The sequence below is a fragment of the Leyella stercorea genome (genome assembly GCF_021531655.1).
In genome coordinates, this window is record NZ_JADYUF010000019.1 from 39,162 (window position 1) to 62,345 (window position 23,184).

Sequence of the window (23,184 nt, forward strand, 5' to 3'; positions counted from 1 at the left end):
TTAATATCAAATAACACTATAACATGGAAAAAGAAAAAGAGCAAATCCAATTGCCCGACAACGCCTTCACCGAGTTGAAGCCGGGTGAGGAGTACAAGCCGATTATGTCGCCTGGGCAGACCTATCCTGAGGTGAACATGTGGTCGGTGACATGGGGTATCATCATGGCTATGCTGTTCTCAGCAGCCGCAGCCTATCTCGGACTGAAGGTAGGACAGGTGTTTGAGGCTGCCATACCTATCGCCATCATTGCCGTAGGCGTGTCTACAGCCGCCAAGCGCAACAAGGCTTTGGGCGAGAACGTCATCATACAGAGTATCGGAGCCTGCTCGGGTACTATCGTAGCCGGTGCCATCTTCACCCTGCCTGCTATCTATATCCTGCAGGCAAAGTATCCCGAGATGAGCGTTTCGTTCTTCAAGGTGTTCTTCTCTTCGCTGTTGGGCGGTATACTCGGAATCCTGTTTATGATACCGTTCCGTAAGTATTTCGTCAAGGACATGCATGGCAAGTATCCTTTCCCTGAAGCAACAGCCACCACTCAGGTTCTCGTCAGCGGCGAGAAGGGCGGTTCGCAGGCCAAGCCGTTGCTCGTAGCCGGTCTGGTAGGAGGATTGTACGACTTCATCGTAGCTACAGTAGGCTGGTGGAACGAGAACTTCACCACTCGCGTAATGGATTGGGGCGTGATGGCAGCCGACAAGGCTAAGCTTGTATTCAAGGTGAATACCGGTGCCGCCGTATTCGGTTTGGGATACATCATCGGTCTGAAGTATGCGTTCATCATCTGTCTTGGCTCGTTTGCCGTATGGTGGCTCATTGTGCCGGGAATGTCTATTGTGTTCCACGACCAGGTTCTAAACATCTGGAATCCGGAGATTACGCAGACCGTAGGAGCAATGTCGGCTGAAGAGATATTCAAGTATTACGGCAAGAGCATTGGTATCGGTGGCATCGCCATGGCTGGTATCATCGGCATCATCAAGTCGTGGGGCATCATCAGAGGAGCCGTATCGCTTGCAGCCAACGAGATGAAGGGCGGTGCAAAGGCTTCTGCCGAGACCGTACGCACACAGCGCGACATCTCATTCAAGATTATCGCTATAGGCAGTATCGTCACTCTCATTGCTACATTCCTCTTCTTCTGGTTTGGAGTGATGGAAGGCAATCTGCTGTTTGCAGTTGTTGGCATTCTGCTTGTAGCCGTTATAGCGTTCCTCTTCACCACAGTTGCTGCCAATGCCATAGCCATTGTAGGCTCTAATCCAGTTTCGGGTATGACGCTCATGACGCTCATACTTGCCTCGGTAGTGCTTGTAGCCGTAGGGCTGAAGGGTACAGGCGGTATGGTGGCTGCGCTCATCATGGGTGGCGTTGTATGTACAGCGCTGTCGATGGCGGGCGGTTTTATTACCGATTTGAAGATTGGTTACTGGCTCGGAACGACACCTGCCAAACAGGAATCATGGAAATTCCTCGGCACACTCGTTTCGGCTGCTACCGTAGGTGGCGTTATGATTCTGCTCAACCAGACTTACGGATTTGCAAGCGGACAGCTTGCAGCTCCTCAAGCCAATGCTATGGCTGCCGTAATCGACCCGTTGATGAACGGTGTAGGTGCTCCTTGGGCACTGTATGCAGTAGGTGCTGTCATTGCCATTGTGCTCACCTTCTTCAAGATTCCTGCCATTGCGTTTGCACTCGGTATGTTCATCCCGCTCGAACTGAACACTCCGCTCCTCGTGGGCGGTATCGTAAGCTGGTATGTTTCTACCCGTTCGAAGAACGCTGAGGTAAACCGTGAGCGCAACGAGAAGGGTACTCTGCTTGCCAGTGGTTTCATTGCCGGCGGTGCGCTGATGGGTGTTGTATCGGCATTGCTGCGCTTCTGCGACGTTCACCTTGTGAGTGACGCATGGATGGAGGGCTGGCTTGCCAACCCACTCTCGCAGATTGCTTCGCTTGCAGCCTACTGCTGCTTGATAGGCTACTTCGTTGTGGCTACTAAAGTGAAGAAGTAAATACTATAATATATGAATCTGAAAGGATTGTATAAAGCTGACGAGCATCGCTATGACAATGGCGATGCTCTCTTTGTACGCTGCGGTTGCAGCGGCGTTATGCTTCCAAAGGTTAGTTTAGGGTTCTGGCACAACTTCGGAAGCGTTGATTCTTATGAGCGTAGCCGCACCATTACCCACTGCGCTTTCGACCATGGCATCACCCATTTCGACCTTGCCAACAACTATGGTCCCGTAAACGGTAGTGCCGAGGAGACTATGGGACGACTCATGGACGATGATTTCCGTCCTTATCGCGACGAACTCTTCATTGCTACGAAGGCGGGATATGAGATGTGGCTGGGTCCTTACGGCAACTGGGGTTCGCGAAAGTCGCTCATGGCGAGTCTCGACCAGAGTCTGAAGCGAATGCACCTCGACTATGTCGACCTCTTCTACAGCCATCGCTACGACCCCAACACTCCGCTCGAAGAGACCCTCCAGGCTTTGGTAGACATTGTGCGTCAGGGCAAGGCACTGTATGTAGGCATCAGCCGTTGGCCGCTTGAGGCGCTGAAGATAGCCGACAAGTATCTGCGTGAGCATGATGTTCCGCTTCTGATATATCAAGGTAGACTCAATATGCTTGACCATTCGCCGCAGGATGAGGGCATTCTCGACTACTGTGCGGAGCACGGTGTGGGTTTCATTTCGTTCTCGCCACTCGCCCAAGGACTTCTCACCGACCGCTATCTCAACGGTATTCCGGAGGACAGCCGCATGGCTCGCGAGCATTTCCTTAAGCATAGCATGCTCACACCGGAGTTGCTTGCACATTTGAAGGACCTCAATGCGCAGGCAGAAGCGCAAGGCAAGACTCTCGCCGAGATGGCTCTTGGATGGATTTTGCAGCAGAAGGGCGTGACGAGTGTGCTCGTTGGAGCAAGCTCGCCAGAACAGTTGCTGAAGAATCTGAAATGTATCTCGGAATAGTCTGAAATGTATCGCAGAATAGTCTGAAATGTATCGCAGAATAGTCTGAAATGCGTTGCAGAATAAGAAAAACAAGTATAAAAACGCCGCTTTTCAACAGTGGCATTCCAGAAGGAGTCCTTTTGCATTTCAAAAGGGCTCCTTTTGCGTTCCAAAAGGACTCGTTTTGCACTCCAAAAGGACTCCTTTTGCATTGTAAAAGGACTCCTTTTGAAAAACGTTTTGAGTCCTTTTGTAAAACGAAGGTATTTTTACTGGAAAACGAAGGAATTTTTTCAGTGCATTCGACATTTAGAGTAATTCAGTTCGGAATATATTAGAGGATGTGTTAAAAGTCAATTGTACGGGCTGAAAGCCCAATAAGCACATAGCCCAAGGCAGCACCTTGGGTGTACGGATTGAAAATAGCAAAACGCCCTGTAAGGGCAAAAGCATTGATAATTAACGCTTTTGCCCTTACAGGGCGCATTGTTTTTGGTGGCTTTTTACTTCAGGGCGTTGCCCTGGGCTATGTGCTTCTGCCCCTTCGGGGCGTGCTGCTTTGACTTTTATTTCACGCTTATTTCATCAACGAAGAGGAATGCCGGTTTACCCTTACCGGAATGCCAGTCGGGTATGTTGTGTTCCGAAGTGGCATAAACCTTGATATAGCGAGCCTTGGTTTGTGAGAATTTCAGCTCGTATGTATTGATGTTGTCGGCTGAATTCTTTTCCATTGCAGGCAGAGAGTGCTTGGCTACAGAGGTGAAGTTTACGCCGTCGGTAGAAAGGCTCACCTCGATGTTGCGGGCGTCGAATATCCAAGAGCCCTTGTCAACGCATGTGTTGAGGCTCACGCTCGACACTTCGGTAGGCTTCTTAAGATCGATAACGGCTTCAAGGTCGTTGCCGCTGAATCCCAACCAACGGCCAGTGCCGAAGCCCTTGTCGCCTACAAGTCCGTCGGTAAGGGCTGCACCGCCGTTGAAGGTATAGCTCTTGTGCGTAGGCTGGAGCAACTTGACGGGGCAGGCTGTAGCCTTGTTGAATGTCACGTCCTGCGCAGTAACGCTGCTGCTCTTGCCGTTGCGGAAAGCCGCTGCACGTATCTTAGCCGACTTCTGCAGATGTATTGCACCGGTGTAGAGTGTGCTGCTGGCAGTAGGCAGGCTTCCGTCGAGAGTGTAACGAATCTCGGCATCGCCCGCAGTAGTCATATGTACGACAAGCTCTTGCCACTTGGTGTCGCTGTCGATGTGTATATTCACGTTGTAGAGGTGCTTGGCATAGTTGTAGCCGAGTCGGTCGTACAGATGGGTCAGTCCGATGAGTCGGTTGGTGAAGTCGGTGTAGTCCTTCAGCTGTGGCTGAGTCCACTGCACCTCGCTCAATGCTGCCACGCGTGGTAGAGCCATATATTGCATGTGCTTGAATGTAGGCATATACTCAGTCCATATATTTGCCTGGACACCGATGATATGGCGAGCCTCCTCAGCAGTCAGTTCTTCAGGCATAGGCTCGTACGAATATACGCGCTGCAGGGGCAGATAGCCGCCGATAGCAAGCGGTTCGTTGGCCTTGTCGAGCGACTGGTAGTAGTCGAAGTAGAGGTAGCTGTTGGGAGTCATCACCACATCGTGGTTCTGCTTGGCTGCTGCAATGCCTCCGGCTTCGCCTCGCCATGACATTACTGTTGCGCCCTCGGCGAGTCCACCCTCAAGAATCTCGTCCCAGCCGATAGTGTTTCGTCCGAGCGACTTCAGATAGTTGGAAGCGTGTGTGATGACATAGCTCTGCAGACGTTCCTCGGCAGAGTGTCCGTCCTTGGCCTCCAGATGCAGAGCCTTGATGCGTGCCTGGCACTTGGGGCAATCCTTCCATCTCACCTTAGGGCACTCGTCGCCACCTACGTGGATATACTTAGACGGGAAGAGCTGTGTGACCTCCTTGAGCACGTTGTCGATGAAAGCCAGAACCTTGTCGTTGCCAGCGCAGAGAACGTCGTCAGAGATGCCCCACTTCTGCCATACCTTGTACGGACCGCCGGTGCATCCGAGCTCGGGATAGGCTGCAAGAGCCGCCTGCATATGTCCTGGTAGGTCAATCTCAGGAACGATGGTGATGTAGCGGTCGGCTGCATACTTCACGATGTCGCGTATCTGCTGCTGTGTGTAGAAGCCGTCGTAGGGTATGCCGTCGTACTTGCCTGTGTTATGACCGATAACGGTCTGCTCGCGCTTGGCGCCAATCTTGGTGAGCAACGGATATTTCTTTATCTCGATGCGCCATCCCTGGTCGTCGGTGAGATGCCAATGGAAGCGGTTGATGTTGTGCAGGGCGAGCATGTCGATAAACTGGCGTATTGAGTCAGCGGTAACGAAGTGGCGCGACACGTCGAGGTGGGTTCCGCGATAGGCAAAGCGTGGCGCGTCAGTGATGTGAACGGCTGGTATGCTCACTTGTGTAGCTTTGCCGTTGCAGAGTGGCAACGACTTGCGCAGAGTCTGGATGCCGTAGAACACGCCCGCAGCCGAAGCACCGGCTATACGTATCTGCTTGGCATCTGAGTTGAGCCTGTAGCCTTCGGCATTGCTGATGGTCTTGTCGATAGAAAGGATAATGGCTGGGTTGCCCTTTACCAACTTGCCTATTGTGGGGCGAATGCCTGTAGCCTGCTGGATATATGAGGCAAGCATAGTGGCGTTGCGCTTCATGTCCTGACTGTTGGTCTGCACATAGATGACGGTGTTTGAGTTGAGCGTGAACGGTGCGCTTGCGTCAGCCACGACCTGCTGCGGTTGTGGGATAATGTTGAAGTCCGCAGTTTGTCCCATTGCGGTTGAGGGCAGGAGGAAAGCCATTGCGGCGACGGCTCCTGTCAATAATTTCTGATTCATTGTTTGTTTAGTGAAATGTAGGTTGTATTATTATAATGGCTTATTAAAGTGGGGTGTGATATGTAAATTACAGTACAGCTGCGATGCGTCTTACCTTTGAAAGCTTCTCCATGAAGTTACTGTCTTTTCTTGCAGTCTGCATATTATAGTTCATTTGCATATGCATTAGTGGTTCGGCGTTCACTCCAAGAGCTGCTTCGAATAGTAATGCGGTCTTTTCGGTTAATGGACGGCGTTCATTCAGTATCTCGTTCAGGGCAGAATAGCCTATTCCCATATCCTTAGCGAGCTTGCATTGTGATATGCCTCGATATTTTATTTCTTCCTTAAGAATAGATCCGGGATGAGTAGGAGTAAATGGTGTCAGTTCGTTGGCTGACGGTCCATTGTGCTTTATTTCTTTATTCATAATGGTTTCATTTATAATGGTTTGACAATTCTGTTATGTTACAAATAGTGGCAATAGATTTCTTTGAAGTATATGTACATACAGTTTTGTTATTTTCTTGCAAAAATACGGCTATTTATTGTCTTCTCAAAATTTGAGAAGACAATAAATATTAACGTCATTTCTTTTTCTGTGTATTCGGCAGAAAGCCAGCTATAATGCCCAGTAGAGGCAGCAGAGCGCTCACGCGGAATATGAATTCTATGCTGGTTTTGTCGGCAAGCCATCCGAAGAAGGCAGAACCGAGTCCGCCCAGACCAAACATCAGTCCGAAGAAGATTCCTGCTATCAGTCCTACTTTGTCGGGCATGAGGTCGGTGGCGTACACTACGATTGACGAGAAGGCCGAAGCGATGATCAGTCCGGACAGGAATGTGAATATAATGGTCCATGCGAGGTTGGCAAAGGGCATTGCCAGTGCGAATGGAGCGGCTCCGAGAATGGAGAACCAGATGACGTATTTGCGGCCGAACTTGTCGCCCAGCATTCCGCCGGCTACTGTGCCGATGGCAAAGGCGGCAAGAAACACGAACAGACAGAGTTGCGAGGTCTGCACCGATACGCCGAACTTGTCGATGAGGAAGAATGTGAAATAGCTTGTAATGCACGATGTGTAGAAGTATTTTGAGAATACAAGCATTACGAGAATGAACAAAGCCCAGTATTTGGAACGTTTCGAAATGCCGTTGTTCAATGCCGGATTGTGCTGCTTGTGAAAGGCAATGTACGCCAAACGTGCCTTATACCAAGCACCGAGCCGCACCATAATGAGTGCTGCAAGCAGCGCAGCCAGTGCAAACCACGATATCGAATGCTGTCCAAAGGGCAAGACGATGATGGCTGCAAGCAACGGTCCGAGAGCCGATCCGCCATTGCCTCCAACCTGAAATATGGATTGTGCCAGACTCTTTCTGCCGCCCGATGCCATCTGAGCCACTCGCGATGCGGTGGGATGGAATATCGACGAACCCAGTCCGACGATGCTTACGGCAAGCAGAATGAGCAGATAGTTTTCGGCAAAGGCGAGCAATAGCAGTCCGGTAAGCGTGAAACACATACCCGCAGACAATGCGTAAGGGCGCGGATGGCGGTCGGCGTAGAGTCCCGTGAAGGGTTGCAGTATCGACGAAGTCATCTGGAAAATAAGCGTGATGATGCCTATCTGTGCAAACGAGAAGCCGAACTTGTCCTTGATGATAGGGTAGATGGAGGGTATGATTGACTGAATCATGTCGTTGAGAAAATGCGAAATTCCGCAAATAACGAGTATGGAATACACCGTACCTTCGGTCATTGTGGGGTTGCCCTTGATCTTGTTGCCTATTGATTTTATATTCATAATAATGTGTATAGAATTTTACGCTTGTGCAAAATTATAAAAAAATAGTCGTCTATAATATTGTAATTTGATAAAAAACTTGTGCAGGCTTCTCAGTCTGAGATTTTAATGTTAACTTTGTATTTGGCTTATTGTGTTATGAAGCCGGCAGAATAGTTAACGTTAACGACAAATGATAGACCACGCTACAGTAGAAAGAATAAAGGATGCAGCCAACATTGTTGAGGTAGTTTCGGAGTTTGTCACGCTGCGACGCAGTGGGGCAAACTACAAGGGATTGTGTCCTTTCCACGACGAGAAGACCCCGTCGTTCTATGTTTCGCCTGCACGTGGCATGTGTCATTGCTTCGGTTGCGGCAAGGGAGGCAATCCCATCGGCTTCATTATGGAGCATGAGCAGATGACTTATGTTGAGGCTCTGCGCTGGCTTGCCAACAAATACCACATCGAGATACGCGAACGCGAACTCACCGACTACGAAAAGCGGGAGCAGAGCGAGCGCGAGAGTATGTTCATTGTCAACGAATGGGCGATGAAATACTTTCAGGACAAGATGCAGAACGACCCCGACGGCATAGCCATAGGAATGCAGTATTTCCGCAGCCGTGGCTTTCGCGACGACATAATACAGAAGTTCCAGCTCGGCTACGACCTTGCCGACCGCCGCGCTTTTGCCGTTGCTGCTCTTGGCAAGGGCTACAAGGAGGAGTTCATTCTTAAGACCGGCATCTGTTATAAGAACGACCGTGGCGAACTGATCGACCGTTATGCCGGTCGTGTCATATTCCCGTGGATAGGCATAAGCGGCAAGGTGGTGGGCTTCGGAGGCCGATTGCTCGACTCGCGCACTAAGGGTGTCAATCAGAAATATGTCAATTCACCCGACTCTGAGATTTATCATAAGGACCGGGAGTTGTACGGATTGTATCAGGCCAAGAAAGCTATAGCCAAGGAAGACCGCGTATTCATGGTGGAAGGTTACACCGACGTCATCTCAATGCACCAGTGTGGCATAGAGAATGTAGTGGCAAACTCGGGTACGGCACTCTCTATTCATCAGATACACATACTCCACCGCTTCACGTCCAACATCACTCTGCTGTACGACGGTGATGCAGCTGGCATCCATGCGGCTATGCGTGGAACCGACATGCTGCTCTCGGAGGGAATGAACCTTAAAGTTTTGCTCTTGCCGGATGGTGACGATCCCGACTCGTTCTCGCGCAAACACACGGCAGCCGACTTCCGTAAGTATATCGAAGAGCATCAGACCGACTTCATACAGTTCAAGACCGACTTGCTGCTGCGCAACGAACGCGACCCGCTGAAGCGTTCGGAGGCAATCAATTCCATCATCCGCAGCATCTCGTTTGTAGTAAATCCAATTCTGCGCGACACCTATATACACGACTGTTCGGTGCGTATGGGGCTCAATGAGGCTACACTCATCAACACACTCAACGGTTTCATACGCAACAACCGCGAAGAACGCACCTCTGAAGAGGCTCGCGCCACACAACAACAGCAACGAATACAGACTCCGCAGCCTACTGTCAGCCAGACAACACCGCTGGAACAGGCGTCGAAAGTGGAGCGTATGCTTGTGGAAATGATAATCCGCTACGGCGACACTATTATATATAATAATGTGGAAACGGAAGACGGAGGAGTGATGAACCTCAATATTGCGCAGTACATCGACTACAATCTGAGCGTAGACGGACTGAAACTTGCCAATCCTTTGTTTGCAAAGATACTCGAAGAGGCTGTTGCGCATAGTCAAGACGAAGGCTTCAATGCCGAGCAATTCTTCATTCATCATGAGAATATGGACGTGTCGCGCATAGCCACCGACCTTTGTGTGGACAAGTATCGAATGCTCGACGAGCAGAAGACTACAGCCAATGCCGAGCCGAAGAATAAGGACGAGCTGAAAGCCGAGGAGGAAAACCGCATCGAAAACCTACGTCAGCAGACCGAACATTTGCTCAACGACTTCCGAATGGACTATCTCGAGCAGCGTCTGCGACAACTCCAGGCGCAGATTTCGCAAGCTTCTGCCGACCACGAGCGACTCATGCAGCTTATGGAAGAATATAAGACAGCCCACGAGTTGAGATCGAAACTCGCCCGACTGTTGGGCAACAACATAATAGCGTAAACGCAACTTACCGCAGGTCGGAGTAATCCTGCGGTAGTAAATATAAATAATCAAAAACAACACCATTATGTATTACATTGAAAAGACTCTTGAAATCTCGGCGTGTCATCGCCTTAAGCTCTCGTACGAGAGCAAGTGTCAGAACCTGCATGGCCACAACTGGATCATCACCGTTTATTGCAAGTCGCGCGAACTGAACAGCGACGGAATGGTGGTAGACTTCACCCACATCAAGCGACTTGTACAAGAACGTCTCGACCATGCCAATCTCAACGAGGTATTGCCCTTCAATCCCACAGCCGAAAACATCGCACGATGGGTGACCGAGCAGATACCGCAATGCTATCGTTGCATGGTGCAGGAGAGCCAGGGCAACAAAGCCATTTACGACGCAGAAGATTAAGATAGCTGATAACAACGTATTATTGAACCATTTAAGCTTTGCATGTATACAAGCATGCTGTTTCAGATGAAAAGAGTCAACGATATTTTCTATTCATTGCAAGGCGAAGGACGCAACACCGGGTGTGCTGCCATATTCATTCGTTTTGCCGGATGCAACTTGAAGTGTCCGTTTTGCGACACCGATTTCGCTCAATACGAGGAGATGAGCGACGAGGACATACTCAATCGGATTAAGTCTTATCCCTCGCACTTTGTCGTTCTAACCGGTGGCGAACCTTCGCTTCAGGTAGACAGGCAGCTGGTAGACCTTCTGCACAAGCACGGTTACGAGCTGGCAATGGAGACAAACGGCACCCATCCGATAGTCGACGGCATCGACTGGATAACATGTTCGCCCAAAGGCAACACCGTTATCAAGCGATGCAACGAACTCAAGTGCATCTTCGAAGAAAACACCCAGCACCCCGACGATCACGGCATAAGCGCCGAATACAAATACCTGCAACCCTGCGACGTGCAGAATACTGAGCGCAACGCACAAATCGTGAAGCGCTGTTTCGACTACATCCTGCAGCATCCCGAATGGCGAATGTCGCTACAGACGCATAAGCTTGTAGGGTTCAAGTAATTTAGTTGAGAGTTGATAGTTGAAAGTTGAGAGTTATGATTAGCTTTATATTTAATATTGTTGCCTTAAATATTTGTCATAGAGTAATCATAACTCTCAACTCTCAACTCTCAATTATCAACTTTAAAAGCTCAACTTTCAAATTCCAAAAGGAGGAACCGAAGTATGATATACGTTCATTGGATATTCATAGTTCTGTACGTAGCGGTGATAGTCGGCATCATGCTGACAGTGCTGATGGACAACCGCCAGCCTGCCAAGACCATAGCATGGGTCCTGGTATTGCTGTTTGTGCCCGTTGTAGGCATAGTGTTGTACATCTTCTTCGGTCAGAACACGCGCAAGATGAAACTTATATCAGGGCGTTCGCTCGACCAATTGTCAAAGCGTTCGATGCTTGAATTTGTAGAGCAGCGCAACTTGCGGATGCCCGAATACTTCTCCTCACTCGTCCGACTGTTTACCAATCAGAGCCTGTCGCTACCCTTTAAGGACAACGCTGTAGAATTCTACACCGACGGCTATCAGTTTTTTCCGGCTCTGCTGCAAGCCATAAAGGGCGCAACCAACCACATTCATCTCGACACATACATCATAGCCGACGACCCGTTGGGCCGTCTTGTAAGTGATGCCCTTATTGCCAAGGCGCGCGAAGGGGTAGAGGTGCGCCTGATATACGACGACGTAGGATGCTGGCGTGTGCCCGAACGCTTCTTCGACCGTATGCGTCAGGCAGGCGTAAAGGTGCGTTCGTTCATGCCGGTACGGTTCCCAGCCTTCACCAGTAAGGTGAACTATCGCAACCACCGCAAGGTATGCGTCATCGACGGCACGCAAGGATTCATAGGCGGAATGAACATAGCTCTGCGCTATGTCAAGGGATTGCATGGTGGCACTCTGCCCTGGCGCGACACCCACATGCGTCTGCGTGGCAGTGTGGTGTACGCCTTGCAACGTGCATTCCTTGTCGACTGGTATTTCGTCGACCGCACACTCATCAACGACCATCGTTACTATCCGCCTATGCCATGGCACATCAGCAACGACTCTTTGGCTCAAGTAGTCACCAGTAGTCCTATTGCCCAGTGGCCCGACATTATGCAAGGCTATGTGCGAATACTGCTTGAAGCCAAGCGGTATGTGTATATGGAGACCCCGTATTTTCTTCCTACCGAACCCGTTATGTTTGCTATGCGCACCGCAGCATTGGCAGGTGTCGACGTGCGTCTGCTCATACCGCGCCGCAGCGATGCCTGGCTCATACAGCTGGCAAGCATGTCGTACGTCACCGAAACGTTGGAGGCAGGCGTAAAGGTGAGGCTGTATGAGAAGGGATTCAATCACAGCAAACTGCTTGTTGCCGACGATCAGATATCCACATGCGGTTCTACAAACATCGACTTCCGTAGTTTTGAGAACAACTTCGAGGCCAACGTGTTCTTCTACGACCGCCAGACGGCGTTGCGCATAAAGGACATTTACATGCGCGATGAGGATTGCAGCATCAATTTCAGCGAAGCCCGTGAGCTGCATCACCGTCCGTATATGCACCGGTTTGTAGAATCGTTGCTGCGTCTGTTGTCGCCATTGTTGTAGTGAATGGAAATTTCCCGTGATGTTTCCATTATTCATAAAATAATATATATTTGAATTAGGCGGATTCAAAAAAAATATATACATTTGCATTCAATTAACGACTAACTTACTATTACAATCATGGGTGAGACAAAATTCGCTATTTCGAAACGTTTATTTAGTAAAGGAAATATGAAGGATTTTATGTTCATTGTGTTTGGAATCCTTTCGTATGCAGTTGGATATACAGCTTTTATTCTTCCTGAAAGAGTTGTAATGGGAGGTGTATCGGGTTTGTCTGCCTTGATATACTATGCCACAAATATACCCGCCGGTATATCAATCTTCGTGCTTAACATTACCTTGCTTATCATAGCCTTTAGCGCTTTGACCAAGCAGTTTGTGGTGCGTACGATAATCGGTGTTCTTCTTCTTTCACTGTTTATCGGTACATTGCAGCCGTTCTTCCAGGCTTATCCGATCATCACGGCAGGCGAAGACAAGTTCATGCACGTTCTTATCGGAGGTATGTTGGGTGGTGCCGGTCTTGGCATAGTGTTCTCTCACAACGGTTCGACGGGCGGAACGGACATTATAACCGTGTTGCTCACCAAGCACTTCAACTTGAGTTTTGGTCGTGCAATGCAGTTTATTGACTGTACAATCATCTGTTCTTCTTACTTGCTCTTCCACAGTATGGAGACAATCGTTTATGGTGTAGTCTTCACTCTTGTAGCAAGTTTCGTGTGCGACTTCGTTGTCAACGGCTCGCGTCAGACCGTTCAGTTCCTCATTATATCAAAGAACTACAAGGAAATAGCCGATACCATCAACCGACGTGTCAACCGTGGCGTAACGGTTATTGAAGGAAAGGGATGGTATAGTAAGGAAAATGTGGAAATGCTTGTTGTATTGTCGCGCAAGTATGAGTCGCAGGACATCTTCGCCGTGATAAAACAGATTGACCCGCAAGCCGTTGTTTCACAGACATTCTGCCACGGAGTGTTCGGTGAAGGATTTGACAAGATTAAGTAAAAGTAAAAAAGTAAAAGAGTAAAAAAGTAAATGCTTAGGCGACTTTTTTACTCTTTTACTTTTTCACACCTTTTATTCTTTTACTTTTTTACTCTTTTAATTTTACAATGAACCGCAGAATACTCAACATAGCCATACCTTCAATAGTTTCAAATATCACCGTACCGCTGCTCGGACTTGTCGATATGGCGATATCAGGACATATGGGAGATGCCGTATATATAGGTGCAGTAGCCGTAGGAAGTATGATATTCAACGTTATATACTGGCTGTTCGGATTCTTGCGTATGGGCACGAGCGGTATGACGTCGCAGTCGTTGGGCCGTCGCGATCTGGACGGAGTGGCTATGCTACTGATGCGTTCGATGGGTGTGGCATTGCTGATAGGCTTTACTATAGTGGTGCTTCAATACCCCATAGGACGTCTGGCGCTGATGCTGACGGGTGCTACAGCCGACATAAGCAGCGAGGCGTGGGTATATTTCTGTATATGCGTATGGGGCGCACCAGCCATGTTGTGTCTGTACGGACTAACGGGTTGGTACATAGGCATGCAGAACACGCGTCTGCCTATGTTCATATCGATATTGCAAAACGTTGTAAACATCGCTGCCAGCTTTACTTTTGTGTATGTCATGGGCATGAAAGTGGAGGGCGTAGCGCTTGGAACGCTCGTGGCACAATATGCCGGACTCGTCGTGTCGCTTGCTTTGTGCACCTACACCTACGGCAATCGTTTGTTTGGCAGAATACGTTGGCGCGACATTTTTGAGCAAAGCGAGCTGTCGCGATTCTTCACCGTCAATCGCGACATATTCCTGCGCACACTCTTTCTTGTAGCCGTCAACTTCTATTTTCTTTCGGCAGGAGCCTCGCAAGGAGCCGTAGTGCTGGCTGTGAACACGTTGTTGATGCAGTTCTTCACCTTGTTCTCGTACGTTATGGATGGATTTGCCTATGCCGGCGAGGCATTGTGTGGCAGACTATACGGTGCCGGCAATAATGAAGGATTTGTCCGTATGGTGCGCCGATTGTTTATGTGGGGATTGGGATTGTCAGCGGTATACACACTTGTTTATGCCCTTGGCGGCAGTCCGTTCCTCATGTTGCTCACCGACAATGCCAGTGTCATCGATGCGTCGGCATCGTATGTGCCGTGGGCTGTGCTCATTCCGCTGTGCGGTATGGCAGCATTCATTTGGGACGGAGTGTTCATCGGTATCACCGCAACACGCGGAATGCTCGTGTCGTCGGCAATATCGGCAGTGTTTTTCTTTGCTGTTTATCCGGCATTACGCCCTATGCTCCACAACCATGCGCTATGGATAGCCTTCCTTGTGTTTCTGGCTATGCGTGGAGTGGTGCAGACGGTTTTGTATAACAAGTGGAGTAGGGGTGAAGGTCCTGCAAATAAAGATAGATAAAATGCTGCTACAGCCAGCTCATAAGGGCGTGTCATAAGCACAAGCAGTACGCCCCGAAGGGGCAGAAGCGCATAGCCCAAGGCAGCGCCTTGGGTAAAAGTGTCGCAAATAGCAATGCGCCCTGTAAGGGCAAAAGCGTTAATTATCAATGCTTTTGCCCTTACAGGGCGTTTTGCTTTTATCTATCCGTACACCCAAAGCGTTGCTCTGGGCTATGGGCTTATTGGGCTTTCAGCCCGCTTTGTTTACGTTTGAATACACCCTCATCCTATAATTAGTACAAGCGACTCTCTTCACTTGCAGCAACTCACTTCACTTGCAGCAACTTCTTTATTCGTTGCTTCTTCTTTGGAATGAGGATTGTAATGTACTTCTACTTGATTGCCCGCTCAAACTGACCGCTTGCAGCAAAGCTCAGCCCCTCGATTTTCTCGGTAGTCTTGCGTGAGCAGTATTTGAATGTGACGCTTTTCTGTCCGCTGAACGACTTCCACACAAGCGTCATGTCCACCTTCTTGCCATTGGTGTCGGGCAGTTTGTCGAGTCGGAAAGCCACGATGCCGTCGCCCCAGTAGCCGCCCTTCACGCCTTGAGCGTTGTGGCAGAAAGTCAGTTCGTACGGTTTGGCAGGGTCGGCAGCTACAAGATTCACGATGTGCGGAGTGTTGTTAGGAGCCCACTGGGTGCGGAAATGAATGGTGAGATAGCCGTCTTCCGACACCGTCCATTCGCGTAATATCTCCACAGGGTCCTGTCCTTTGCTGATCAGTTCAGCCGCATTCTCGCCACCCTCTATCATAGGTTTGGTCAGAATGCTGTCCAACCAATTTACATAAACGTCGTAGTTGCGCTTGTTGTCAGGCTGTGTGAGCAGTCGGAAATTGATGAATGCTCGCACCTCCTTGTTTCCGTAAGGAGCCTGCTTGATGTTAGTGGCGTTAATCTTGGTAGAGTCGTCAAGCTGCATGTAGAACGACGAACCGTCGGCAGTTGGCTTCAGCGTGACGAGAGCGTTGGGACGGTTGAGCGGAAATACTGGAAACTCGTCGTTGTCGTTGTCGCACGACTGCATGGCGAAGCCCACCAAGCCGATGGCAACGATGAGCAGAGCGGCGTGTGAAGCCTTGATGATGCTGCTGATATAGTAATTTATCTTATTCATATTTATAATAGATTTCTGTCTTGTTGATAATAGAATTATGTCTCTTTGATAATAGTTATCTCCCATTTGCAAAGATACAATAATATATTAATGCAACGCAAGTTTTAGCAGTTTTTTTTATTGCCTTTTCAAAAGGAGTCCTTTTGCCCTCCAAAAGGAGCCCTTTTACACACCAAAAGGAGTCCTTTTACACACCAAAACGAGCCCTTTTGCACACCAAAAGGAGTCCTTTTGAAATGCCCTCGGATTTCGCCCTCATTACAACTGTGCCTATGGCTTTGTGCATACGTGTATGTACCGACTTTATTATTTCTATTTTTTTTGAAATATTAAAGTCGGGTAATGTTGTTTATATGGTGATTTTTCCCTATTTTTGTATTATAATGCGTGGTTGGACGCATTCTGTGTTGTACGACACAGCCAAAACATTAACTCATCAAAAAGGAAACACTATGAAGAAGTCAACAGTCCTTTCGATACTTATGGCGCTGCTTATGCCACTGACAGCAGCTGCCGACACCTATACATCACTATGGAAACAATACGACACTGCACTGCAGAAGGACCATCCTAAGACTGCGCTTGATGTGCTTTCGCAGATAGTTGGCAAGGCAACACGCGAACGAGCCTACGGCCATTTGCTAAAGGCTCAGCTCGCTACAGCCCAACAGCAATGCGCCATATCCGTCGACTCATTGCAGCCCGCAATCGACCGTCTGCGCCGTTGTGAGCAGAATGCCGTGCAGAGTGGCGACAAGGTGCTTGCTGCAATATATCAGTCGGTGCTCGGAACCATCTATACAGACAACTGGATGGGCATTGACGAAACTGGAAAACTCGGCAAACAATACTTCAAGAAGTCGATGAGCAATCCCGAAGCGTTGGCTGAAGCCTACTCTACGGGATATGAACCGTTTGTAATCGACGGCACCGACTCGCGCTATTTCTATCACGACATGCTGCACGTACTGGGCATCCGTGCCAACGACTATCGCACCATGCACGACTATTATGCCTCGCGCGGCAAGCGCGAGGGAGCCTGCCTTACAGCTATCGAACTCGTCAAGCGTGCCCGTCGTCAAAGCGATGTGGGTCATGTAAAGAAGTCGAATTATATCATGTCGCTCGATTCGCTCGTGCGCGAATATTCCGACCTGATGCCGTGTGCCGAAGTTGCCATTGAGCGCTACGCCTATATGGCGAATGCCGAGGACGTAACAGCCGAGGAGAAGATGAACTACATCAACTACGCCCTCATGAAATGGGGAGCCTGGCCACGCATGAATATACTGCGAAATGCCCAGCACCGCCTTACATTGCCATCGTTTCACGCAAGCATAGGAGGCGAACTGGCTCTGCCAGGAGTGCCTCGCAAGGTGAAGGTGATGGCGCTCAACAACATCGGCGAACTGCGTATCACCGTCTCGCGACTCGACATTGACGGCACCACAACCCTCGACCCGTCGAGCGACAAGGACTATGCACGTCTGCGCCGACACATCGTTCAGAACGAACAATCCATCACCGACGTGCGCCGATACGTAGGTCTGCCGGCATACAAGACCGTAAGCGACACGCTCGAAATAAAGGGATTGCGATCGGGAATGTATCTCGTAGAGATGTCGACCGATAACGTCAGCGTGCCAGTCGACCGCCAGTTGCTGCGCGTATGCGACATCTATCCCGTCGTAGAAGCGTTGCCAGGCAACAAGTACCGTATGGCTGTGCTCAACGCCACAAGCGGCGTGGCCGTGCCGGGAGCCAAGATTGACGTTGTGACTGATGTTGACAAGCACGGCAAGGACATCATACGCACATATACCTGCGACAGCAACGGCGAGGCTTACATAACATACGCCAAGAGCGAACCGCGCTCTTATCGCATATACACCGACACCGAACGTGCTTTCCCCTTCACCCCAATGTCGGGACATTTCCACTATTACGGCAACAAGGCAGACGTAGTGCGCACGTCGTTGTTCACCGATCGCAGCATCTACCGACCCGGACAGACGCTGCATGTGGCTGCCATGGCATATACATATAATAATAAGGTGTATAAGGGAGAGCCCAAGGCTGGTCAGTCGATGACCATAACACTGCGCGATGCCAACCATAAGGAGGTGGCTTCGCAGCAGGTTCAGACCGACGAATACGGTATGGCGAGCGCCGACTTCGTATTGCCGCAAGGCGGAATGACGGGCACTTACACCCTGCGTTCCGACTTTGGCAACAACTCGTATACCTCGGTTAGGGTAGAGGAATACAAGCGTCCGACGTTCAGCGTCGATATAGCAAAGTCTACAGACAAGTATGCCGCAGGCGACACCGTGCGCCTTAAGGGCATGGCCCGCAGCTTTGCCGGAGTGCCCGTACAGAATGCCCGTGTGGCATTGCGTGTAGTTCGCCGTCCGGCAATGTTCTGGCGAGGCATGGGAGTCGAAATGCGTCAGGAGACAGTATTGAACGATACCGTGCAGACCACGGCTGCTGGCGAATTCGAAGTGAAAGTGCCAATCGTCATCCCCGACACTTATGACGAGCATCCGCGCCGCTACTATATGTTTGACGTGGCTGCCGACGTCACCGATGTGGCAGGCGAGACACGCCATGCAGAGGCTTCGTTGCCATACAGCGATCATCCTACTATACTCACATGCGACATTCCTGAAAAGTCGTTGCGCGACAGTCTGCGCACCATCACATTCGCCTATCGCAACAATGCGGGCGACCCTATCGACGGCAATGTGACCTATTATATTGACAACAATCGATATACCTGCAAGGCAAACACCCCAAGCAAGATAGCCGCCGAGGCTCTGACATCAGCCCGCCATAGCCTTATGGCGATATGCGGAACCGACACTCTGCGTACAGCATTCACCACATTCACCCTGCGCGACAGCAAGGCTCCCGTAGAGACACACGACTGGTTCTATCAGTCGGCTGAACGTTTCAAGGACAATATGACCCCCGTGTTCATACAGGTGGGTTCGAGCGACTCAATCCAGCACGTTGTATATACGCTCATTTCGGGCGACAAGGTGATAGAAGACGGACGTGCCGACCTGAAGAACGAGGTTCGCACACGTGCATTGATGTACAAAGAGGAGTGGGGCGACGGCATAACGCTGTCGGTAGCGTGGGTTAAGAACGGCACGGCTTATAAGCATACAGCACGAATAGAGCGTCCGTTGCCCGACACCCGACTCAATTTGAAGTGGACAACATTCCGCGACCGACTCACTCCGGGACAGCGCGAGACGTGGACCCTCAACATAACTCACCCCGACGGAACACCAGCCAAGGCTCAGCTCATGGCTACAATGTACGACAAATCGCTTGATGAGATACGCCGTCACAACGTGCGTTTCTCGCTGCCGGCATTCGTCAGTGTGCCTTGGTTGACATGGAATGGCGTGAACAATCGCGGACTCTTTGCCTACAGCGAGATGCCTATGCGCATTCTTAATGAGCGAAGTCTCAACCTGAGCCGCCTCACCGATTTCAGCATTTTTTGTTATGGTGAGGTGCTTAAGGCAAATGTTCAGAGTAAACAATTCAACAGTCGCAAGATGATGGCATACGACAAGTCGGAAAGCCGTGTTCTTGTAGGAAGCGTAGAGAGTGCTAAGGCTGCCGGGACAGTAGACTCTGAAGCCATGAATGAGCATACTGAAGACAATGGTTCGGCTGCTACAGAGCAGATACGCGAGAATCTCAACGAGACAGCCTTCTTCTATCCGGCACTCGTGAGCGATGCTAAGGGCAATGTGTCAATCAACTTCACGCTGCCCGAGAGTGTAACTACATGGCAGTTCTATGGCTTGGCGCATGACTTGAACATGAACAATGGCGTCATTTCGGCAACGTCGGTGGCTAAGAAGACCATTATGGTTCAGCCAAATGTTCCGCGCTTTGTGCGCTCTACTGATAGCGGAGTGCTCTCGGCACGTGTGTCGAACACTTCCGACAAGCAGGTGGCTGGCACCGCCCGACTTGTATTGCTCAATCCCGAAACGGGCAAGGAGGTGTATCGCAAGGAGCGTAAATACACTGTAATGGCAGGCGAGACAACGGCAGTCGACTTCGATTTCGACATGTCGAAGATTCAGAACGACGGACTGCTTGTATGCCGCATCACCGCACATGGCCACGGCTATAGCGACGGCGAGCAGCATTATCTGCCCGTTTTGCCTGACAATGAACTCGTCACCAATACATACGCATTCACACAGAATGCCCCTGGCACACTCGATATTGATGTGGCTAAGATGTTTGCAGTCAGCGACAAGAACTCACGACTCACCGTTGAGTACACCAATTCGCCCTCGTGGCTCATGGTTCAGGCTCTGCCTACTATGTCGAATGCCGATGGCGACAACGCCATGTCGCTTGCCACGGCTTATTATGCCAATGCGTTGGGCCGCCACATCATGCTCTCCAACCCGGCTATAAAGCAGACCGTAGCACTCTGGCAGAAAGAAACGGGTGACGCAAAGGACGGCTCTTCAATGCAGAGCGCATTGCAGAAGAACAGCGAACTGAAGCAGATTGTGCTCGACGAAACGCCTTGGCTTAACGAAGCCAACCGTGAATCGGAGCAGAAGCGTATGCTTGCCGCATTCTTCGATGAGTCGCAGATTGACTATCGTCTTGCCAATAATCTCTCGCAACTGTCTCGTCTTCAGCTGCCCAACGGTTCGTTTGCATGGTGGAAGGGAATGGAGGGTTCGCCCTATATGACTATGGCTGTGGTGCAGACGCTTGTTCGTCTCAACGCAATGATTGGTCAGCAGAACACCACAACCAGTATGATTGCCGCCGCTTTCAGCTATATGGACAAGCAGATGGCAAGTGAGGTGAAGGAGATGAAGAAGCTTGAGAGCGAGGGCAAGCAGAAGAATCTGCGCCCGAGTGAGTTGGCTGTGCAGTATCTGTACGCCTCTACGCTCGCCAAGCGACAGTTGAATGCCTCGGCAAAGCAGAATTTCGACTGGCTCATCAGTCGACTGGCACGTCAGAATACGGAGTTCACGATATACGGAAAAGCCGTTTCTGCCGTTGTGCTTGCCAAGAACAATCATCGCAAGGAGGCTGCCAATCTGCTTGAGAGCATACGCCAGTATACTGTATATACCGACGAAATGGGTCGCTACTTCGATTCGCCGAAGGCTCAGTATTCATGGTTCGACTATCGCATTCCGTCGCAGGTGGCTGCCATTGAGGCTCTGAAGGCTCTGCAGCCCGACGATGTCAAGACTATAGGCGAGATGCAACGATGGTTGCTCCAGACCAAGCGTACTCAGGCATGGGACACTCCGATTAATTCTGTAAATGCCGTTTATGCCTTCCTTAACGGCAACGGCGCTGCGCTTGTTGACGGCAATGCGCAGCATGCAACGATAAAGATTGACGGTCAGAAGTTGCAGATGCCTAAGTCAACGGCAGGTCTCGGCTATGTCAAGGCGGCAAAGACGGGCGACCGCTTCAAGCAGTTGACTGTCGAGAAAGCATCTGAGGGAACTTCTTGGGGTGCTGTATATGCTCAGTTTATGCAGCAGTCGGACGATGTGGCTGATGCCGCTATGGGCATGACTGTGGTTCGCGAGGTGTTGAAGGACGGCAACCGAATGAGTGGCGGCAATGTTCAGCTGAATGTGGGCGACCGCATTATGGTGCGCCTGACGGTAACGGCTGCACGCGACTACGACTTCGTTCAGCTCAGCGACCGTCGTGCTGCGTGTCTTGAACCGGCTCAGCAGTTGTCGGGTTATGGCTTCGGCTACTACTGTCAGCCTAAAGACAACGTAACAAACTTCTTCTTCGACCGTATGTCGAAGGGCAAGCACGTCATCGAAACAACCTATTATGTCGACCGTAAGGGCGAATACCATACTGGTACATGTGCCGTTCAGTGTGCATACGCACCTGAGTTTATGGCGCGAACCAAGGCTGTCAAGATAGCTGTGAAATAAGGGAAAATAGAAAATAAAGATATATGAAAAAGTTTTTTATATGCGCTTCGCTCTTTGCGTTTGTGTCGTTGGGGGTGAGTGCGCAGAAGATAGAAGCGATAAACAAGATTGTCGACTGCGGTCAGACTACATATCAGTCGCCGGCTACGGCTGAGTTTGAAGTGAAAAACAAGTCGAACCGTGCTGTGCGCATTGTTGATGTGCGCACCAGTTGCGGATGCACTGACGTGGATTATCCCAAGGGCGAGATTGCTCCCGATGCCAAGTTCATGGTGCGTGTAACGTACGATGCCCAGACAATGGGCCGTTATGATAAGTTTGTCGACGTGTATGTATCCGACCAGCAGCGTCCTGTCATGCTGCGTATGCGAGGCAACGTGGTTAGGGAGATTGTGGATTTTGCAGGCAAGTACGACTACGACTTTGCCGGAATACGCACCGATTGCGACGACATTGAGTTTGATGACGTGAATCGTGGTGAGCGTCCGCAGAAGAAGATACACCTGCTAAACACCACAAGTTCGACTGTTGAACCCGTTGTTATGCACCTGCCCGACTATCTCACAGCCGAGGTTTCGCCTTCGAAGATTCTGCCTGGCCACAGCGGAGTGCTGACTGTTACGCTCAATTCGAAGCGCTTGAAGGATATGGGACTTACGCAGACGAGTGTCTATCTGGGTGCATTCCCTGGTGATCGTGTAAGTCGTGAGAAGGAGTTGGGCGTTTCAGCCGTGCTTCTGCCTAAGTTCGACAACCTCACTGCATCACAACTTGCCAACGCTCCGAGACTGTATCTGTCTACGTCCGAGCTTAACCTTGGAGCTTTCAACGACAAGAAGAAGCTGAAGGGCGAAATCATCATACGCAACGACGGCAAGACGGTGCTCAATATCAAGAACCTCCAGATGTTCACTGTGGGCTTGCAAGTTTCGCTGAACAAGCAGAAATTGCAGCCGGGTGAGTCGGCAAAGATGAAGATTACAGCCGAACAACGACTGATTAAATCGGCTCGCTCGCAGCCACGTGTGCTGATGATAACAAACGACCCGGGTCGTCCGAAGGTAACTATTAAGGTTATTGCTAAGTAAAAAAGAAAAGCAAAGCCCATCATATTCCCCCATAAAGCCCATCACATCCCCCACAAAGCCCCACCCCTGGCC

The 23,184-nt window shown here is 50.2% G+C and carries 16 protein-coding genes; 11 read left to right on the forward strand and 5 right to left on the reverse strand.

Going from position 1 to position 23,184, the window contains the following annotated elements; translation table 11 throughout:
* Positions 1 to 23 precede the first annotated feature (23 nt).
* A complete protein-coding gene (locus tag I6E49_RS07140) occupies positions 24 to 2,021 on the forward strand; it encodes an OPT family oligopeptide transporter (RefSeq protein ID WP_235401339.1) in 1,998 nt (665 codons plus the stop codon).
* Between the two features lie 12 nt (positions 2,022 to 2,033).
* Positions 2,034 to 2,993 (forward strand): aldo/keto reductase, encoded by a 960-nt coding sequence (locus tag I6E49_RS07145; RefSeq protein WP_235401341.1) that lies wholly within the window; start codon positions 2,034 to 2,036, stop codon positions 2,991 to 2,993.
* Between the two features lie 328 nt (positions 2,994 to 3,321).
* Here I6E49_RS07145 and I6E49_RS07150 read toward each other — a convergent pair whose 3' ends face one another.
* The 4 genes from I6E49_RS07150 to I6E49_RS07165 all read right to left on the reverse strand — a co-directional run bounded on the left by I6E49_RS07150 (position 3,322) and on the right by I6E49_RS07165 (position 7,656).
* Complete coding sequence (locus I6E49_RS07150) at positions 3,322 to 3,462, reverse strand: hypothetical protein (protein ID WP_235401343.1); 141 nt, start codon at positions 3,460 to 3,462, stop codon at positions 3,322 to 3,324.
* A 79-nt stretch (positions 3,463 to 3,541) separates the two neighbouring features.
* Positions 3,542 to 5,869 (reverse strand): glycoside hydrolase family 20 protein, encoded by a 2,328-nt coding sequence (locus I6E49_RS07155; RefSeq protein ID WP_235401345.1) that lies wholly within the window; start codon positions 5,867 to 5,869, stop codon positions 3,542 to 3,544.
* A 67-nt stretch (positions 5,870 to 5,936) separates the two neighbouring features.
* Positions 5,937 to 6,278, reverse strand: a complete 342-nt coding sequence (locus tag I6E49_RS07160; RefSeq protein ID WP_235401347.1) for a HigA family addiction module antitoxin — start codon at positions 6,276 to 6,278, stop codon at positions 5,937 to 5,939.
* Between the two features lie 157 nt (positions 6,279 to 6,435).
* The gene (locus I6E49_RS07165) at positions 6,436 to 7,656 is read right to left on the reverse strand and encodes an MFS transporter (protein ID WP_235401349.1); all 1,221 of its coding nucleotides are present in this window, start codon (positions 7,654 to 7,656) and stop codon (positions 6,436 to 6,438) included.
* 172 nt (positions 7,657 to 7,828) lie between these two features.
* Between I6E49_RS07165 and dnaG the strand changes: the two genes are divergently transcribed.
* The 7 genes from dnaG to I6E49_RS07200 all read left to right on the forward strand — a co-directional run bounded on the left by dnaG (position 7,829) and on the right by I6E49_RS07200 (position 15,139).
* The gene (gene dnaG, locus I6E49_RS07170) at positions 7,829 to 9,817 is read left to right on the forward strand and encodes a DNA primase (RefSeq protein ID WP_235401352.1); all 1,989 of its coding nucleotides are present in this window, start codon (positions 7,829 to 7,831) and stop codon (positions 9,815 to 9,817) included.
* Positions 9,818 to 9,884: 67 nt separating this feature from the next.
* A complete protein-coding gene (queD, locus tag I6E49_RS07175; RefSeq protein WP_235401354.1) occupies positions 9,885 to 10,220 on the forward strand; it encodes a 6-carboxytetrahydropterin synthase QueD in 336 nt (111 codons plus the stop codon).
* A gap of 66 nt (positions 10,221 to 10,286) precedes the next feature.
* Positions 10,287 to 10,850 carry a 7-carboxy-7-deazaguanine synthase QueE gene (locus tag I6E49_RS07180; RefSeq protein WP_235401356.1) on the forward strand — a complete coding sequence of 188 codons (564 nt, stop codon included), beginning with the start codon at positions 10,287 to 10,289 and terminating at the stop codon, positions 10,848 to 10,850.
* A gap of 165 nt (positions 10,851 to 11,015) precedes the next feature.
* Positions 11,016 to 12,446, forward strand: a complete 1,431-nt coding sequence (gene cls, locus I6E49_RS07185; RefSeq protein ID WP_235401358.1) for a cardiolipin synthase — start codon at positions 11,016 to 11,018, stop codon at positions 12,444 to 12,446.
* Positions 12,447 to 12,629: 183 nt separating this feature from the next.
* Positions 12,630 to 13,460: a YitT family protein gene (locus tag I6E49_RS07190; RefSeq protein WP_235401368.1), complete on the forward strand. Its 831-nt coding sequence runs from the start codon at positions 12,630 to 12,632 to the stop codon at positions 13,458 to 13,460.
* A gap of 107 nt (positions 13,461 to 13,567) precedes the next feature.
* Positions 13,568 to 14,884, forward strand: a complete 1,317-nt coding sequence (locus tag I6E49_RS07195) for an MATE family efflux transporter (RefSeq protein WP_235401360.1) — start codon at positions 13,568 to 13,570, stop codon at positions 14,882 to 14,884.
* 114 nt (positions 14,885 to 14,998) lie between these two features.
* Positions 14,999 to 15,139 (forward strand): hypothetical protein, encoded by a 141-nt coding sequence (locus tag I6E49_RS07200; protein ID WP_235401362.1) that lies wholly within the window; start codon positions 14,999 to 15,001, stop codon positions 15,137 to 15,139.
* 118 nt (positions 15,140 to 15,257) lie between these two features.
* Here the strand turns inward: I6E49_RS07200 and I6E49_RS07205 are convergent, their stop codons facing one another.
* On the reverse strand, positions 15,258 to 16,046 hold the full coding sequence (locus I6E49_RS07205) for a NigD1/NigD2 family lipoprotein (RefSeq protein WP_367997629.1): 789 nt from the start codon (positions 16,044 to 16,046) through the stop codon (positions 15,258 to 15,260).
* 452 nt (positions 16,047 to 16,498) lie between these two features.
* Here I6E49_RS07205 and I6E49_RS07210 point away from each other — a divergent pair, with 452 nt between their 5' ends.
* Positions 16,499 to 22,024 carry an MG2 domain-containing protein gene (locus tag I6E49_RS07210; protein WP_235401364.1) on the forward strand — a complete coding sequence of 1,842 codons (5,526 nt, stop codon included), beginning with the start codon at positions 16,499 to 16,501 and terminating at the stop codon, positions 22,022 to 22,024.
* Positions 22,025 to 22,047: 23 nt separating this feature from the next.
* Positions 22,048 to 23,112, forward strand: coding sequence for a DUF1573 domain-containing protein (locus I6E49_RS07215; RefSeq protein WP_235401366.1), 1,065 nt, complete (start codon positions 22,048 to 22,050; stop codon positions 23,110 to 23,112).
* The last annotated feature ends 72 nt before the right edge of the window (positions 23,113 to 23,184 follow it).

Coding starts and splice junctions, on each gene's coding strand:
- I6E49_RS07210 (WP_235401364.1), top strand. CDS start 16,499: ATGAAGAAGTCAACAGTCCTTTCGATACTTATGGCGCTGCTTATGCCA.
- I6E49_RS07160 (WP_235401347.1), bottom strand. CDS start 6,278: ATGAATAAAGAAATAAAGCACAATGGACCGTCAGCCAACGAACTGACA.
- I6E49_RS07215 (WP_235401366.1), top strand. CDS start 22,048: ATGAAAAAGTTTTTTATATGCGCTTCGCTCTTTGCGTTTGTGTCGTTG.
- I6E49_RS07205 (WP_367997629.1), bottom strand. CDS start 16,046: ATGAATAAGATAAATTACTATATCAGCAGCATCATCAAGGCTTCACAC.
- I6E49_RS07145 (WP_235401341.1), top strand. CDS start 2,034: ATGAATCTGAAAGGATTGTATAAAGCTGACGAGCATCGCTATGACAAT.
- I6E49_RS07195 (WP_235401360.1), top strand. CDS start 13,568: ATGAACCGCAGAATACTCAACATAGCCATACCTTCAATAGTTTCAAAT.
- I6E49_RS07155 (WP_235401345.1), bottom strand. CDS start 5,869: ATGAATCAGAAATTATTGACAGGAGCCGTCGCCGCAATGGCTTTCCTC.
- I6E49_RS07150 (WP_235401343.1), bottom strand. CDS start 3,462: ATGCGCCCTGTAAGGGCAAAAGCGTTAATTATCAATGCTTTTGCCCTT.
- I6E49_RS07140 (WP_235401339.1), top strand. CDS start 24: ATGGAAAAAGAAAAAGAGCAAATCCAATTGCCCGACAACGCCTTCACC.
- I6E49_RS07200 (WP_235401362.1), top strand. CDS start 14,999: ATGCGCCCTGTAAGGGCAAAAGCGTTAATTATCAATGCTTTTGCCCTT.
- I6E49_RS07190 (WP_235401368.1), top strand. CDS start 12,630: ATGTTCATTGTGTTTGGAATCCTTTCGTATGCAGTTGGATATACAGCT.
- I6E49_RS07180 (WP_235401356.1), top strand. CDS start 10,287: ATGAAAAGAGTCAACGATATTTTCTATTCATTGCAAGGCGAAGGACGC.
- cls (WP_235401358.1), top strand. CDS start 11,016: ATGATATACGTTCATTGGATATTCATAGTTCTGTACGTAGCGGTGATA.
- I6E49_RS07165 (WP_235401349.1), bottom strand. CDS start 7,656: ATGAATATAAAATCAATAGGCAACAAGATCAAGGGCAACCCCACAATG.
- queD (WP_235401354.1), top strand. CDS start 9,885: ATGTATTACATTGAAAAGACTCTTGAAATCTCGGCGTGTCATCGCCTT.
- dnaG (WP_235401352.1), top strand. CDS start 7,829: ATGATAGACCACGCTACAGTAGAAAGAATAAAGGATGCAGCCAACATT.